This is a genomic window from Nocardia sp. NBC_00565 (assembly GCF_036345915.1).
Taxonomy (GTDB): Bacteria; Actinomycetota; Actinomycetes; order Mycobacteriales; family Mycobacteriaceae; genus Nocardia.
The window spans coordinates 588355-602226 of sequence record NZ_CP107785.1 but is presented as its reverse complement, the minus strand read 5'-3'; the positions used below and the strand labels follow the sequence as shown (position 1 = coordinate 602226).

12 protein-coding genes and 1 tRNA gene are annotated in these 13872 nt (G+C 65.4%); 5 read left to right on the top strand and 8 right to left on the bottom strand.

Annotated elements, in window-relative coordinates; all coding sequences use genetic code 11:
- Positions 1–11 precede the first annotated feature (11 nt).
- The 7 genes from dctA to aceE form a co-directional block, all read right to left on the bottom strand.
- A complete protein-coding gene (gene dctA, locus OG874_RS03130; protein WP_330253613.1) occupies positions 12–1424 on the bottom strand; it encodes a C4-dicarboxylate transporter DctA in 1413 nt (470 codons plus the stop codon).
- A gap of 235 nt (positions 1425–1659) precedes the next feature.
- Positions 1660–3093: an acyl-CoA carboxylase subunit beta gene (locus OG874_RS03125; RefSeq protein ID WP_330253612.1), complete on the bottom strand. Its 1434-nt coding sequence runs from the start codon at positions 3091–3093 to the stop codon at positions 1660–1662.
- 200 nt (positions 3094–3293) lie between these two features.
- Positions 3294–4544 carry a KasA/KasB family beta-ketoacyl-ACP synthase gene (locus OG874_RS03120; RefSeq protein ID WP_330253611.1) on the bottom strand — a complete coding sequence of 417 codons (1251 nt, stop codon included), beginning with the start codon at positions 4542–4544 and terminating at the stop codon, positions 3294–3296.
- 10 nt (positions 4545–4554) lie between these two features.
- The gene (acpM, locus tag OG874_RS03115; RefSeq protein WP_330253610.1) at positions 4555–4854 is read right to left on the bottom strand and encodes a meromycolate extension acyl carrier protein AcpM; all 300 of its coding nucleotides are present in this window, start codon (positions 4852–4854) and stop codon (positions 4555–4557) included.
- A 125-nt stretch (positions 4855–4979) separates the two neighbouring features.
- A complete protein-coding gene (locus OG874_RS03110; RefSeq protein WP_330253609.1) occupies positions 4980–5894 on the bottom strand; it encodes an ACP S-malonyltransferase in 915 nt (304 codons plus the stop codon).
- Positions 5895–6022: 128 nt separating this feature from the next.
- Positions 6023–7357, bottom strand: coding sequence for a PucR family transcriptional regulator (locus tag OG874_RS03105; protein ID WP_330253608.1), 1335 nt, complete (start codon positions 7355–7357; stop codon positions 6023–6025).
- A gap of 11 nt (positions 7358–7368) precedes the next feature.
- Complete coding sequence (aceE, locus tag OG874_RS03100) at positions 7369–10167, bottom strand: pyruvate dehydrogenase (acetyl-transferring), homodimeric type (protein ID WP_330257700.1); 2799 nt, start codon at positions 10165–10167, stop codon at positions 7369–7371.
- 330 nt (positions 10168–10497) lie between these two features.
- On the opposite strand from aceE, the gene OG874_RS03095 reads away from it, so the two are divergent.
- From OG874_RS03095 to OG874_RS03080, 4 genes are all read left to right on the top strand, one after another.
- Positions 10498–11055: a hypothetical protein gene (locus OG874_RS03095; RefSeq protein WP_330253607.1), complete on the top strand. Its 558-nt coding sequence runs from the start codon at positions 10498–10500 to the stop codon at positions 11053–11055.
- A gap of 193 nt (positions 11056–11248) precedes the next feature.
- Entirely contained in the window at positions 11249–11671 is a 423-nt protein-coding gene (locus tag OG874_RS03090; RefSeq protein ID WP_040688342.1) for a DUF3052 domain-containing protein, read from the top strand.
- 72 nt (positions 11672–11743) lie between these two features.
- The gene (locus OG874_RS03085; RefSeq protein WP_330253606.1) at positions 11744–12223 is read left to right on the top strand and encodes a peroxiredoxin; all 480 of its coding nucleotides are present in this window, start codon (positions 11744–11746) and stop codon (positions 12221–12223) included.
- A 31-nt stretch (positions 12224–12254) separates the two neighbouring features.
- Positions 12255–12326 (top strand) — tRNA-Val (locus tag OG874_RS03080).
- A 103-nt stretch (positions 12327–12429) separates the two neighbouring features.
- Here the strand turns inward: OG874_RS03080 and OG874_RS03075 are convergent.
- Positions 12430–13350 carry a tyrosine-type recombinase/integrase gene (locus tag OG874_RS03075; RefSeq protein WP_330253605.1) on the bottom strand — a complete coding sequence of 307 codons (921 nt, stop codon included), beginning with the start codon at positions 13348–13350 and terminating at the stop codon, positions 12430–12432.
- A 132-nt stretch (positions 13351–13482) separates the two neighbouring features.
- On the opposite strand from OG874_RS03075, the gene OG874_RS03070 reads away from it, so the two are divergent.
- Positions 13483–13818, top strand: a complete 336-nt coding sequence (locus tag OG874_RS03070) for a hypothetical protein (RefSeq protein ID WP_330253604.1) — start codon at positions 13483–13485, stop codon at positions 13816–13818.
- Positions 13819–13872: the final 54 nt, after the last annotated feature.

Here is a 13872-nt window from a genome sequence, read left to right as displayed (position 1 = left end):
CCATTTGGCGCTCAGGCCACCTCCGACGAGTACGCGACCATCGGATCGGCATCCTCCTGCAACGGCGGCACCGCTTGCCCGTCGAGCACCTTGCGCATCCGTTCCGAATCCAACTGCCCCTCCCACTTCGCCACCACGAACGTCGCGACGCAATTGCCCAGCAGATTCACCGTGACCCGCATCGAATCCATCAGCCGATCGGCCCCGAGCAGCAGCGCCACCGCCGCCACCGGAATCGACCCGTGCCCGATCGCGGTGATCGTCGCCGACAGCGCCAGGAACGACGAACCCGGTACGCCCGCCATCCCTTTCGAGGTCAGCATCAGCACGCCGACCGCGGTGATCTGTTCCCCGAGACTCAGATCCACCCCGAGCGCCTGCGCCAGGAACAGCACGCAGATCGACAGATACAGCGTCGCGCCGTCGAGATTGAACGAATACCCGGTCGGCACCACCAGCCCCGTGGTCGCCCGCGAGCACCCCGCCTCGGTCAACTTGATCATGATCCGCGGCAACACCACCTCGGTAGACGCGGTGCCGAGCGCCAGGAACAGCTCATCTTTGATGTACCTGATCAACTTCCACAGACTCACGCCCGCGAACACCCGCACCACCACCGCGAGCACCAGCAGGAACAACACCGCCGCCACATAACAACAGGCGATCAGCTTGCCGTAACTCTGCAACGAGGAAAGTCCGTACTGCCCGACGATGTAGGCCATCGCACCGAACGCACCGAGTGGCGCCAACTTCATGATCCAGCCGATAATCGTGAAGAAGATCTTCCCGATGTGATCGACGGCCTCCAGAATCACCGGCGGCGCTTGCTTACCCACCCCGTCGGCTCCGCCGACTGCCGTCCCCGAGCGCTCCCTGAACTTCGCCAACGCCAATCCGAACAGCACCGCGAAGAACAACACCTGCAGCAGCGCATTCTCCGCGAACGCCGAAATCACCGACGCCGGAATGATATTCAGCAGAAAGTCGACGGTATGCGGCAGCTCACCGTTCTTCGTCGTCTTAGCGATCTTCTCCGCACCGGTCGCCAATGTCTGCGCGTCGACATGAAATCCGGCACCCGGCTTCACCAGATTGCCGACCAGCAGCCCGAACAACAGCGCGAAGGTGGTGATCACCTCGAAGTAGATCAGCGCCTTCACACCGATCCGCCCCACCGCCTTCATATCCCCCACATGGGCGATGCCGAGCACCACCGTGCAGAAGATGATCGGCGCGATAACCATTTTGATCAGCTTGATGAACCCATCGGCCAGCGGCTTGAGATCGGCACCGAAGCCCGGCCACAGCTTGCCGACCAGAATTCCGGCGACAATCGCCACCAGCAGTTGCATGAAGAGCGACCGATACCACGGTGGTTTGCGCACCACAGTCGGCTCGGCGCCAGATTCGATCGTCACGCTCATGCCTGCACCTCGCTGGCGCTCGGCTCCGGCATGCGCGATGCGCGCTGGCACATGATTCGTTCGCTCCGCACACTCATGGCGGCAACGTACGAGCAATGCGTATCACCGATGTTTCGTCGATATTGCTGCTCGGAAACCCGATCGATATATGCCCGTCGCCCCAGGTCCGCCGACCAGAACAATACGAACGAAAAGCGGGCCCGGGAAATCCCGAGGCCCGCTTCCGGAACTGGGTCTACAGCGGAATGTTCTTGTGGTGGCTCTTTCGAGCCGGCGCGGCGGCCAGTGCGGCGGCCAGCGTGCTACGCGTCTTGGCCGGGTCGATGACCTCGTCGACGACACCGATCGCGATGGCCCGCTCCACCCCACCGGCGATGCGCTCGTGCTCGACCGTCAGACGCTCGTGCAGCGCCTCACGCTCGTCCGCGGGCGCGGCGGCCAGTGCCTTCTTGTGCAGGATCCCGACCGCGGCCTTGGCGCCCATCACGGCGACCTCGGAACCGGGCCACGCGTACACCGCGGTCGCGCCGAGCGAACGGGCGTTCATCGCGATGTAGGCGCCACCGTAGATCTTGCGGGTGACCAACGTGACCCGCGGCACCCGCGCCTCGGCGAACGCGTGCAGCAGCTTCGCGCCGCGGCGCACGACCCCTTCCCACTCCATGCTGACACCGGGCAGGTATCCGGGCACATCGGTGAGCACCACGATCGGAATGCCGAAGGCATCGCACAACCGCACGAAACGCGCGGCCTTCTCGGCGCTTTCGGAGTTCAGGCAGCCACCGAGCCGGATCGGGTTGTTGGCCAGCACACCAACGGTGCGGCCACCGAGCCGTCCGAGACCGGTGATAATGCTGCGCGCGTAACCACCCTGCAGCTCTTCGAACGACGACTCACCGTCGACGTTGTCGAGCAGCTCGTGGATGATCGGCTTCACGTCGTAGGCGCGCTTGGCCGACTCGGGCATCATCGCCTTCAGGTCGACATCACCGTGCGCGGCGGCGACCAGATCGAATTCGCCCTGCTCGGAAAACATCGACACCAGACGACGCCCGCGGTGCAGCGCGTCGGCCTCGTCGTTGGCCACGATATGGGTGACACCGGACTTCTTGCCGTGCGTCTCGGGACCACCCAGGGTGGCCATATCGACCTGCTCACCGGTGACGCTGCGCACCACATCGGGACCGGTCACGAAGATCCGGCCCTCGGGCGCCATGATCACGATATCGGTCAGCGCGGGACCGTAGGCGGCGCCACCGGCCGCGAAGCCGAGCACCACCGAGATCTGCGGCACCAGGCCCGACGCGCGGACCATGGCCTCGAAGACCAGGCCGACCGCGTGCAGCGCCTCGACGCCCTCGGCCAGGCGTGCCCCGCCGGAGTGCCAGATGCCGACCACCGGGACGGCGGATTCGATGGCGGTGTCGATCGCGTCGACGATGTGCTTGCAGCCCTCGACGCCCATCGCGCCGCCCATGACGGTGGCGTCGGAGCAGTAGGCGACCGTACGGACACCGTCCACCTCGCCGATCGCGGCGAGCACACCGGACTTGTCCCGCGGGTGTAGCGGTAGAACGGTCCCAGGATCGAAGAAGCGTTGGAGTCGACCGAGCGGATCACGCGGATCGGTCGCAGTCTCTGGTTGAAACGCGGGAGCAATAATTGTCATCGCGTTTTCTCCTCACCTCAGGAAGTGCGCCGCTACCGCGGCTGCGTATGTCGAACTCCGGTGAGGTCGGACAACTGTGGAGTTGCCGACCCCACCGGGGATCGCTGTGCAGTCAGCCAGTCTGTGCGGTCAAGCCCCGGAGGCGGCAGCTTGCGTAACCATGTAGGGGCTCCGCACAGACTGAATCGGTTACCGAGCGGCTATGCCCGACCGAAGGTGAGCGCGACATTGTGCCCACCGAAACCGAATGAGTTGTTGATCGCGTACGCGATCTCCTGACGGCGAGCCTCGCCGTGCACCACATCCAGATCGATCTCCGGATCCTGGTTCTCCAGGTTCAGCGTCGGCGGGACGATGCCGTCGCGAATGCTGAGCACGGTCAAAATCGATTCCAGCGCGCCCACGGCGCCGATCGAGTGACCCAGTGCCGACTTCGGCGCGTACACCGAAGCGTGGTTACCCACGGCCTTGTTGATCGCGTTCGCCTCGGCGGTATCGCCGATCGGGGTCGCGGTCGCATGGGCATTGATGTGGGTGATGTCCTTCTTGGTCAGACCAGCGGTCTGCATCGCCCGGGTCATCGCCCGCGCGGCGCCGTCACCCGTGGGGTCGGGCGCGACCAAGTGGTAACCGTCGGAGGTGATTCCGGCGCCCAGCAGGCGAGCGTGAATGGTGGCTCCGCGTGCCTTGGCGTGCTCCTCGGTCTCGATGACCATCAGCGCACCGGCCTCACCGAAGACGAAACCGTCCCGGTCTTTGTCGAACGGGCGCGATGCGCCCTTCGGGTCGTCATTACGGGTGCTCATCGCGCGCATCATGGTGAACGCCGCGATCGGCACCGCGTCGATGAAACCCTCCACGCCACCGGTGACGACGATATCGGCGTCACCCATGACGATCATCCGCCAAGCATTGGCGATGGCCTCGGAGCCCGATGAGCACGCCGAGACCGGAGTGACCACTCCTGCCCTGGCCTTCAATTCGAGACCGACAACAGCCGACGGGCCATTCGGCATGACCATCTGAACAGCCAGTGGCGAAATCTTGCGATAGCCACCGTTCTTCAGCTTGTCGACCGAGTCGATGAGGGCGTCACCGCCACCGAGTCCGGTGCCGATCGCCACCCCCAGCCGCTCCGGGTCGACCTCCGGACTGCCCGCGTTGCGCCAGACCTCGCGACCGAGCACGGTCGCGAGCTGCTCAACGTAGGCCATCCGGCGGCACTCGACACGGGACAGCAGGGTGTCGGGCCGAACCTTCAGGTGACCGCCGATGCGGACCGGCAGGTCGTACTCCTCGACGAAGGAATCCTCGAGAACGTCGATGCCGCTCTCGCCGTTGAGGAGTCCCTTCCACGTCGCATCGACATCACCAGCGATCGACGTGGTCGCCGCCATACTCGTGACGACGACGTTGGGGAAGTTCCCGTTCAAAGTGGAAGGAGTGGTCACAGTGTCGGCCCTACTCGGCGTCGAACTTGGCCTTGAGCTCCGCGGCCGCGTCAGCGTTCTCGGCCTCGAGCTTCTGGATGTAGCCGACAGCGTCGCCGACCGTCTTCAGGCTGGCCAGATCCTCGTCAGGGATCTTCACGCCGTACTTGTCCTCGGTCTGCACTGCGATTTCGACCATGGACAGCGAGTCGATGTCCAGGTCATCGACGAAGGACTTCTCGATCGTCACCTCAGCGGGCTCGATACCCGTTACCTCTTCGATGATCTTGCCGAGTTCCTCGACGATTTGTTCCTGGGTCAGAGCGGCCACTTCGTGGCTCCCTTCTTATCTACTTTGCAGGGCTTCTACTGTTGTTTTTCGAATCGAGTCAGGCGATGGTTACCGTCTGCTCGGTCACGATCGTGCGTTTTCGTTGCACGGCCGCGGAGGGAAAGCTAGCCGGAGATGGTGAGCCCGGCCAACGCGGGGAGGTCTTCGGGGGTCTTCAGGGCAAGCGTGGGCGTGCCCTTCATCTCCCGTTTCGCGATGCCGACGAGGGTGCCCGCCGGCGGCAGCTCCGCCACTGCCGAAACCCCCGCTTGCCGGACGGTCTCGGTGCACAGGTCCCAACGGACGGGCCGGGTGACCTGCGCCGCGAGCTTAGCGACCGCATCAGCGCCGGAGGCGACCACCTTGCCGTCGAAGTTCGAAAGCAGGATCCGGGTCGGCTCCTTCGGCGTGATCTTGGCTATGGCTTCCGTCACAGCGTCCTGAGCCGGGGCCATGAACGCGGTGTGGAAGGCACCCGCGACGGGCAGCGCACGCACCCGAGCCTTCTCGGGTGGGTTCGCGGCGAGTTCCGCCAGGGCAGCCATTCGTCCAGCGGCCACGATCTGACCCGCTGCGTTGCGGTTGGCCGGGACGAGGTCGAGCTCTTCGAGCCGCGCGAGCACGGTGGCCTCATCGCCACCGAGCACCGCGGACATACCGGTCGGCTCCAGCGCGCACGCCTTGGCCATCTCCGCACCGCGGATGGCGGCCAACGCGACCGCGTCGTCGGCGGAGATGACTCCGGCGACCGCGGCGGCAGCGAGCTCACCGACCGAATGTCCAGCGATGATGGTAGCGGCCGGAAGTGAATCCGGCTCTACTTCCGAAAATGCCAGCAGCGCCGCGGCAACCACGAGCGGTTGGGTAACGGCAGTATCGGTGATCTCTTCGGCCGTCGCGGTGGTGCCGAGGCGGACCAGATCCAGGCCGGAGGCCTTGGACCAGAGAGCGAGCCGATCGGTCGCGCCGGGAAGGTCGAGCCAAGGCGCGAGCATGCCGGGTGTCTGGGACCCCTGTCCTGGGGCGAACAACGCGATCACACCTCTAAGACAACACTGTGAGGTGGGCCGCACGAGATGTCGACGCGAATGAACCTTGCCGAGTGGTTTTGTGGGGGTCCCACAAAAGGCCACGTGAGTTGTCCCGATCGACTGATCCGCTGCCGCCGTTACACGCCGTCGTGACCCATCGAGAATTGAGTGACCTCTGGGGTAGATGTTGACGATTCGTTACGGGTTCGTGTCAAACGACCTACCGTGGCGGCGATCCGGAGCACATACGCGTCCCTCGGATTCATCGGATCACGCCCGGTGATCTCGGCTATCCGCTTGAGGCGGTACCGAACGGTATTTGGATGAACGTACAGCTGACGCGCGCACGTCTCGACCGCGCCACCGCAATCCAGATAGGCCTCGAGAGTGTCGGCCAGCGAGGAACCCGCAGCGGCCAACGGAAGGACAAGATACTCGTTCAACGCGTCGATCGCAGCTCGGTCACCCAACAAAGCGCGTTCGGGCAATAATTCCGTTGCGTGCACCGGGCGTGGCGCGCCGCGCCAGCCCACCACGGCCTCCATTCCGGCCAGCGCCTCCACCGCGCTGGCATGCGCGGCGCCAAGGGTGCGCGTGGTCGGGCCGATCACCACCGGCCCGTCCGAGAACACCTCGGCGAGCAGGTCCGCGAGGAACGGCGATATAAAAGAGGACTCACCGAGATTTCCGCTGACCACCATGACCAGCCGGGCGCCCTGGACGACGGCCAGTGCCGCGCGACCGTGCCGCGCGGCGATGGTGTGCACCGAGCCGACCATCGAAACGCCCTGGTCTCCCGGCGGCGTACCGACCAGCACCGTCGCCGGTGCGGTGGCATCCCAGTTGAGGGTCGCGGCCCGCGACAGCATGTCCGGGCCGGTATCGCCACGGACCACGGCGTCCACGACGAGCGCCTCGAGGCGGGTATCCCACGCACCGCGGGATTCCGCGGCGCTCGCGTACACCGAGGCGGCGGCGAATCCGAGCTCACGCCCGTAGCGCAGCACCGCCTCGGTGAGTGCGACCAGCTGCCGGTCGTTGCGCGCGAGCGCGGGCAGCCACTGTTCGAAGAACTCCATGGCGACGCGGACCATGTCCACGGTCTGGCGCAGCGTCAGCCGCCGCGCCAGGTCCTGTGGAATCACTTGGAAGGCGTCCAGGCTGAACCGGATATCGCTATCCGGGTCCTGTAGCCATTCGAGGAAGTTCACCACCGCGGTCTGCACCAGCATCTGGACGCCCGCGCGCTGCGCGGCGTCCAGATCGGCGAAGAACGGCAACCGATCCTGCATCGATCCGACCGCCTCGGTAGAGAGACGCCCGGAGAACTGCTTCACGCGTTTGAGCAGCGTATCCGGGAGCGGATCGCGGTTTTGCCGGTTCGGGGAGAGCGCGCCCGTCGGCAGATACACCTCGTGCTCGGAGGAGCCTTCGGAGATCCGTCGCGGCCGCGGCGGTTTACGTTCCACCATCCAATCGTCCGCTATGCGAGTTCATCTTCGGCGCCGGGAGCCGACTTCGGCGCGGCGTCGACATCATCGATGCGGTATTTGGCCGCCGCCTCACGCGCCTTCACAGGGTCGATCTTCCCCGTGCGAGCGAGTGCGGACAGCGCCGCGACCACAATCGACTGCGCGTCCACGTTGTAGACCCGGCGCGCGGCGGGACGGGTGTCGGAGAAACCGAATCCGTCCGTGCCGAGCGTGGTGAAATCACCGGGGACCCACTTGCGGACCTGATCGGGCACCGCGCGCATCCAGTCCGTCGCGGCCACATACGGACCCTCGACCCTGGCCAGCGCCTGGGTGACGTATGGCACCCCGGCATCGGTGCCCGGGTTGCGCAGCTCGGCGATCTCCTTGCTCAGCGCCTCTTTGCGGAGTTCGCCCCACGAGGTCACCGACCAGACATCGGCCTGCACACCCCACTCCTCGGCGAGCAGCGCCTGGGCCCGCACACCGTCGGGCACCGTGACGCCCGAGACCAGGATCTGCGCGCGCACACTGCCCTCGCCACCGCGCTTGTACACATACAAGCCCTTGAGCAGACCGGCGATATCGAGATCGTCGGGCTCGGCGGGCTGCACATACGGCTCGTTGTAGAGGGTGATGTAGTAGAAAATGTCCTCGCCGCCGAACTCGCCCGCCGACCCGTGCGGGTGCGTGCCGGGCAGTGCGCCGGGGCCGGGCTCCGCGGTGCCGCCGCCGTACATGCGACGCAGGCCGTCCCGCACGATGTGCGCGATCTCGAAGGAGAACGCGGGATCGTAGGTGACCACGGCCGGGTTGGTCGAGGCCAGCAGCAGCGAGTGGCCATCGTTGTGCTGCAGACCCTCACCGGTCAGCGTGGTTCGCCCGGCGGTTGCTCCGAGCACGAAGCCACGGGCCAACTGGTCCGCGGCGGCCCACAATCCATCGCCGGTGCGCTGGAAGCCGAACATCGAATAGAAGATGTACAGCGGGATCATCGGCTCGCCGTGGGTGGCGTAGGACGTGCCCGCCGCGGTGAACGACGCGGTCGATCCGGCCTCGTTGATGCCCTCGTGCAGGATCTGCCCGACCGAGCTCTCTTTGTAGGCAAGCATCAATTCCGCGTCGACCGAGGTGTACAACTGGCCGTTGCGGTTGTAGATCTTCAACGAAGGGAACCACGAGTCCATACCGAAGGTACGGGCCTCGTCCGGAATAATCGGCACGATCCGCTTGCCGATCTCCTTGTCCCGCAACAGCTCCTTCATGAGCCGAACCAGGGCCATGGTGGTGGCCACGTTCTGCTTGCCGGAACCCTTGCGCACCGACTTGTATGCCTCGTCGCCCGGCAGTTGCAGCGGCTTTGCCGTGGTGCGCCGTTCGGGCAAGAAGCCGCCGAGCGCCTTGCGGCGATCGAGCAGGTACTGGATCTCGTTCGCCTCCATACCCGGGTGGTAGTACGGGGGCAGGTAGGGATCCTTCTCCAGTTCGGCGTCGCTGATCGGAATCCGCTGCAGATCGCGGAAGTCCTTGAGGTCCTGCAGCGTCAGCTTCTTCATCTGGTGGGTGGCGTTGCGACCCTCGAAGTGCTTGCCGAGGGTGTAGCCCTTGATGGTCTTGGCCAGGATCACCGTCGGCTGGCCCTTGTGCGCCATCGCGGCCGCGTACGCGGCGTAGACCTTGCGGTAGTCGTGACCGCCGCGCTTGAGGTTCCAGATGCCTTCGTCGGACAGATCCTGCACCAGCGCCTTGGTCCGCGGGTCGCGGCCGAAGAAGTGGTCGCGGACATACGCGCCGTCGTTGGCCTTGTAGGTCTGGAAATCGCCGTCGGGGGTGGTGTTCATCAGGTTCACCAGGGCACCGTCGCGGTCGGCGCCGAGCAGCGCGTCCCACTCCCGGCCCCAGATCACCTTGATGACGTTCCAGCCCGCGCCGCGGAAGAACGACTCCAACTCCTGGATGATCTTGCCGTTACCGCGCACCGGGCCGTCGAGGCGCTGCAGGTTGCAGTTGATCACGAAGGTGAGGTTGTCCAGACCCTCGTTCGCGGCCACCTGGATCAGGCCGCGCGACTCCGGTTCGTCCATCTCACCGTCGCCCAGGAAGGCCCAGACGTGCTGATCGGAGGTGTCCTTGATGCCGCGGTCGTGCAGGTAGTGGTTGAACCGCGCCTGGTAGATGGCGTTCATCGGGCCGAGGCCCATCGACACCGTCGGGAACTCCCAGAAGTCGTTCAGCAGCCGCGGGTGCGGGTACGACGGCAGGCCGTGGCCCGGTCCGCCGTGGCTGTACTCCTGCCGGAAGCCGTCCATCCGGTCGGTGCTCAACCGGCCCTCGAGGAAGGCGCGGGCATAGATCCCCGGCGAGGCGTGACCCTGGATGAAGATCGAGTCGCCACCACCGGAGTGGTCCTTGCCGCGGAAGAAGTGGTTGAAGCCGACCTCGTAGAGCGCCGCCGAGGACGCGTAGGTCGAGATGTGGCCGCCCACACCAATGCCGGGGCGCTGCGCCCGATGCACCATGATCGCCGCGTTCCAGCGGATCCAGGCACGGAACCGTCGCTCCACCTCTTCGTCGCCGGGGAACCACGGCTCGTTCTCGGTGGGGATGGTGTTGACATAGTCGGTGGAGGTCAAAGCGGGTATGGCGACCCTACGCTCACCGGCGCGTTCCAACAGCCGGAGCATGAGGTAACGCGCGCGGCCCGGACCTTCCCGGTCGAGCATTTCATCGAACGATTCGAGCCATTCGGAGGTTTCCTCCGGGTCGATGTCCGGTAGGTAGGACGCCACCCCTTCGCGGATGACCCGCACGCGCTCGGCCGGTTGGTTGTGCGATCCGTGCGGATCGCGGCCCGTGGCCGGGGCAGGTGCGGATTCGGTGCCAGCGGATTTCGCTGGCGCGGAAGAGTGGATCAGGTCGGTCAAATCTGCTCCTCGTACAGGGGGTGGACATGCTGATGGGCGTCTGTTTCCCCGGGCGGGCACGCGTGGTTGGCGGACCGTCCGTCTGCGTTAGGTTCGGGCGCACCTCCATCCTTGCGGAAGTTGTGGCCCAGGTCATCATGTCAGGGGCATCTGCGTTACCGTTCCGCAGGGAACGTGAGTCGAGGACCGCCGAGACGAACAGGAGCGCGGAGGACGATGAAGGTGCTGGACCCACGCGGGTTCGGAGCGGTGTGCGCGACAGTGGCGGTCGTATTCGGGCTGACTGTCGCGGGATGCGCGAAACACGTTGACGGAGTTGCCAATCCGAATGCCTCGGAGCTTGCCGCGTACAAGACCGAGGCGGCCTCATCCTCCGCTGCGGCCACTTCTTCGCGCAAGGCCGCCGCACAGGCGCAGGCGATCGGCGACAACTGTGGTCAATTCCCCACAACTACAGGTGTCGGTGTTTCGAAGTACAACGAATTCGTAGATGCGCACGACGCGAACGCGCCGGACTACAACGCCAAGCGCGACACCGCGGCCAAGACGCTCGAGGACGCCGCCACCAAGGTCGAGACCGGCGTGAACAACGCCAACGGCGCGCTACCCACGGAACTGCAAGCGAAATTCGCCGAGTACGTCGCGGCCGCGCGGCAGCTGGCCGCGGAGACCCGCAAGATGACCTACACCGCACCGGTCGGCGGGCTCAACGATGCGAGCAAGCGGGTCAACGACGCGCGCAACGCGGTCAAGGACGCCTGCCCGAAACGCTGAGCCGAGCGACTCGCCGCGAAAACCACATCACGAGGATTCGGGCCAGAACCATGCCCGGTCAGCGAAAATCGGCCGACGAGACGAGGTTGTCATGCGACATTCCGTGGGTATTTCGTCCGATCAGCTTGCGCTCGAGGCGATAACCATGTTCGCTTGCAACTACCTATTGTCTGGAGTTGAGGAGGACACCACCGTGGTCGCCGCGGCGGACGCGCAGAACTACGCTCAGAAGCTTGGCATTACACACGGCATGGTTGTCCAGGAGCTGGGCTGGGACGAGGACACCGACGACGACCTGCGGGCCGATGTCGAAGAGGCCAGCGGCGGGGAGATGGTCGACGAAGACTCTGACGAGGTCGTCGACGCCGTACTGCTGTGGTGGCGAGAAGGCGACGGCGACTTGGCGGATGAGCTGATGGAAGTCATCAGCCCGCTGGCCGACGAAGGCTTCATCTGGGTACTCACCCCCAAGACCGGGCAACCTGGCCATGTCGATCCGAGCGATATCGCCGAAGCGGCGCCCACCGCGGGTCTGACGCAAACCTCGGCGATCAGCCTCGGTGCCTGGTCCGGAAGCCGCCTCGTGCAGCCCAAGGCACCCTCGAAGCAACGCTGACCGCTTTCGCTATGGTTTCGCCGGGCGGTGTTCCCACCGCCCGGTGTAGCCCGACACGATGGAGGATCAGTGATGCCGCTCGAGGTTGGCCCGCTGGAAGTCGGCACTGTTGCGCCGGATTTCACGCTGAAGGACCAGAACAACCAGGACGTCACGCTCTCGGACTATCGCGGCAAGAAGAACGTGCTGATCGTGTTCTATCCGCTCGCCTTCACCGGGATCTGCCAGGGCGAGCTGTGCAAGGTGCGTGACGAACTGCCCAAGTTCCAAAACGATGACGCGGAGATCCTCGCCATCTCGGTCGGCCCGCCGCCCACCCACAAGATCTGGGCGGCCGAACAGGGCTACGTCTTCCCGTTGCTGTCCGACTTCTGGCCACACGGCGCCGTCGCCCAGTCCTACGGCGTCTTCAACAAGAAATCCGGCTACCCCAACCGCGGCACCTTCGTCGTCGACAAGTCCGGCCACATCCGTTTCGCCGAAATGAACGGCCCCGGAGAGGCCCGTGACCAGGCGGCTTGGGAGAACGCGCTCGCCGCGCTAGATTCATAAACCGTCGCCGTCGGATACCCGACGGCGAACCGGGCGTATAGCTCAGTGGTAGAGCTCTGGTTTTACACACCAGCGGTCGGGGGTTCGAACCCCTCTGCGCCCACAACTGAATATGCAGGTCATTGCCTGTTTCCGTCCACCCCGTCCCCGCATAACACCCGCCGCGCAAGCTGATCTTGCCTAGAACTTGCCAACGGGTCGGCGAGCTAGGTTCCGGTCTCGTCGGTTTCGTCGCCGAACAGGGCCGCGCCCGCCGCCTCCAGCGCCTCGGGGTACACGTGCCCATAGACCCGCAACAACACGGCCGGATCGTGACCGAGCCACTTCGCCACCGCCGACACGGCAGCGCCGGAGTCGAGCAGGATCGTCGCGGCAGTGTGGCGCGCATCGTGCAGACGGATCACGGGCAAGCCCGCCGCCTTCGCCTGACGCTGGAATTCATCGGTATACCACTCGGGCCGAATTGGAGAGCCGTCCTCGTGGACGGAGATCAGGCGGTCGTCTGACCACGACTCCCCCATCGCCAGCGCTTCGGCCTTCTGGGTGATCTTCAACCGGTTTAGCGCGGCAACTACATCGGCCGGTAGCGGCAGGCTGCGCTTGCTGCGTCGCGACTTCGGATCGTCCTCTTCTACGTCCTTGCCGACCGCGACACGACCCCGGCGCACATTCAACGTCGCGTCCTCGATACGGGACCAGCGCAGCCCCATGATTTCCGAACGACGCAGACCACACAGCGACAGCATGAACAGGGCGTACAGGCGGTGCCCGCGAACGTGCTCACGGAATGCCCGACTCTGCTCCCGCGTCCACACCTGCATCTCGGTATCGGCGATATCGGGTCGCTTCACCAACCGAGCCACATTGCGCGTGACGAGTCCCTGTTCCATCGCGTCATCGAGCGCGGCCGAGAGTTGAATCAGCATGGTGGTGACGGTCCGTTCCTTCACGCCCTGAGGCTCGAGCGGCTGCGCGGTGTCGGGGGCCGCGACGTACACGCCGCGCTTCGGCCGGACGACTCGGCCAGAGGCGCGCAGTCGATCGAGGTACCGACCCGCCTTGTCGCCGAACTTCGCGGTCACCTCCGCGTACCGCACCCCTTCGGCGTGCTGGCAGACGAAGGCCAAGACAGGTCCAGGATCGGGCGCAGGCAATCAAGAATCACCACATCGGCCCCCGCGCAGCGCGCCGCCCATTCGGCTCGCCCGGAGTGGCCATGATGCGCCCGGCCGATACGGCGGGCCGTGCCGATCCGAGCCGTGGAATCACTGCTCCAGCGTGTGGAATCCCATGCAGCCACGGGAGCTGCGCAAGGTGGAGGACATGCGACTGCGGCGCTGTTTCGGAAGTACTGGCCCGCTGCCATCAACGGTGATGATCTGAAGGCAGCGGAGTTGGTGCTCCGCATCCACGACCGGCGGGCCAAACTGCACGGCTTGCCGATGCCCGAGCGTCTTATCCTCGCGCAGCTTCCCGGAATGTCGGACGAGACCTTCATGCCCCGCGTGGCCGAAGATCTTGCCGCGCTGGGAATCACGGCGGCCATGCTCGAACCGCCGCTCGAGAAGGACACCGAACCGTGGGCGGATGTCTGACGCGGGCTGCGTTTCCGACCCTCGGAAACGGGCAATTCTGACCGCCGATAATTA

Excerpts from the sequence above, each read along its gene's own strand:
- dctA (WP_330253613.1), bottom strand. The coding sequence starts at position 1,424 with ATGAGCGTGACGATCGAATCTGGCGCCGAGCCGACTGTGGTGCGCAAA.
- OG874_RS03125 (WP_330253612.1), bottom strand. The coding sequence starts at position 3,093 with ATGACAATTATTGCTCCCGCGTTTCAACCAGAGACTGCGACCGATCCG.
- OG874_RS03105 (WP_330253608.1), bottom strand. The coding sequence starts at position 7,357 with ATGGTGGAACGTAAACCGCCGCGGCCGCGACGGATCTCCGAAGGCTCC.
- OG874_RS03095 (WP_330253607.1), top strand. The coding sequence starts at position 10,498 with ATGAAGGTGCTGGACCCACGCGGGTTCGGAGCGGTGTGCGCGACAGTG.
- OG874_RS03085 (WP_330253606.1), top strand. The coding sequence starts at position 11,744 with ATGCCGCTCGAGGTTGGCCCGCTGGAAGTCGGCACTGTTGCGCCGGAT.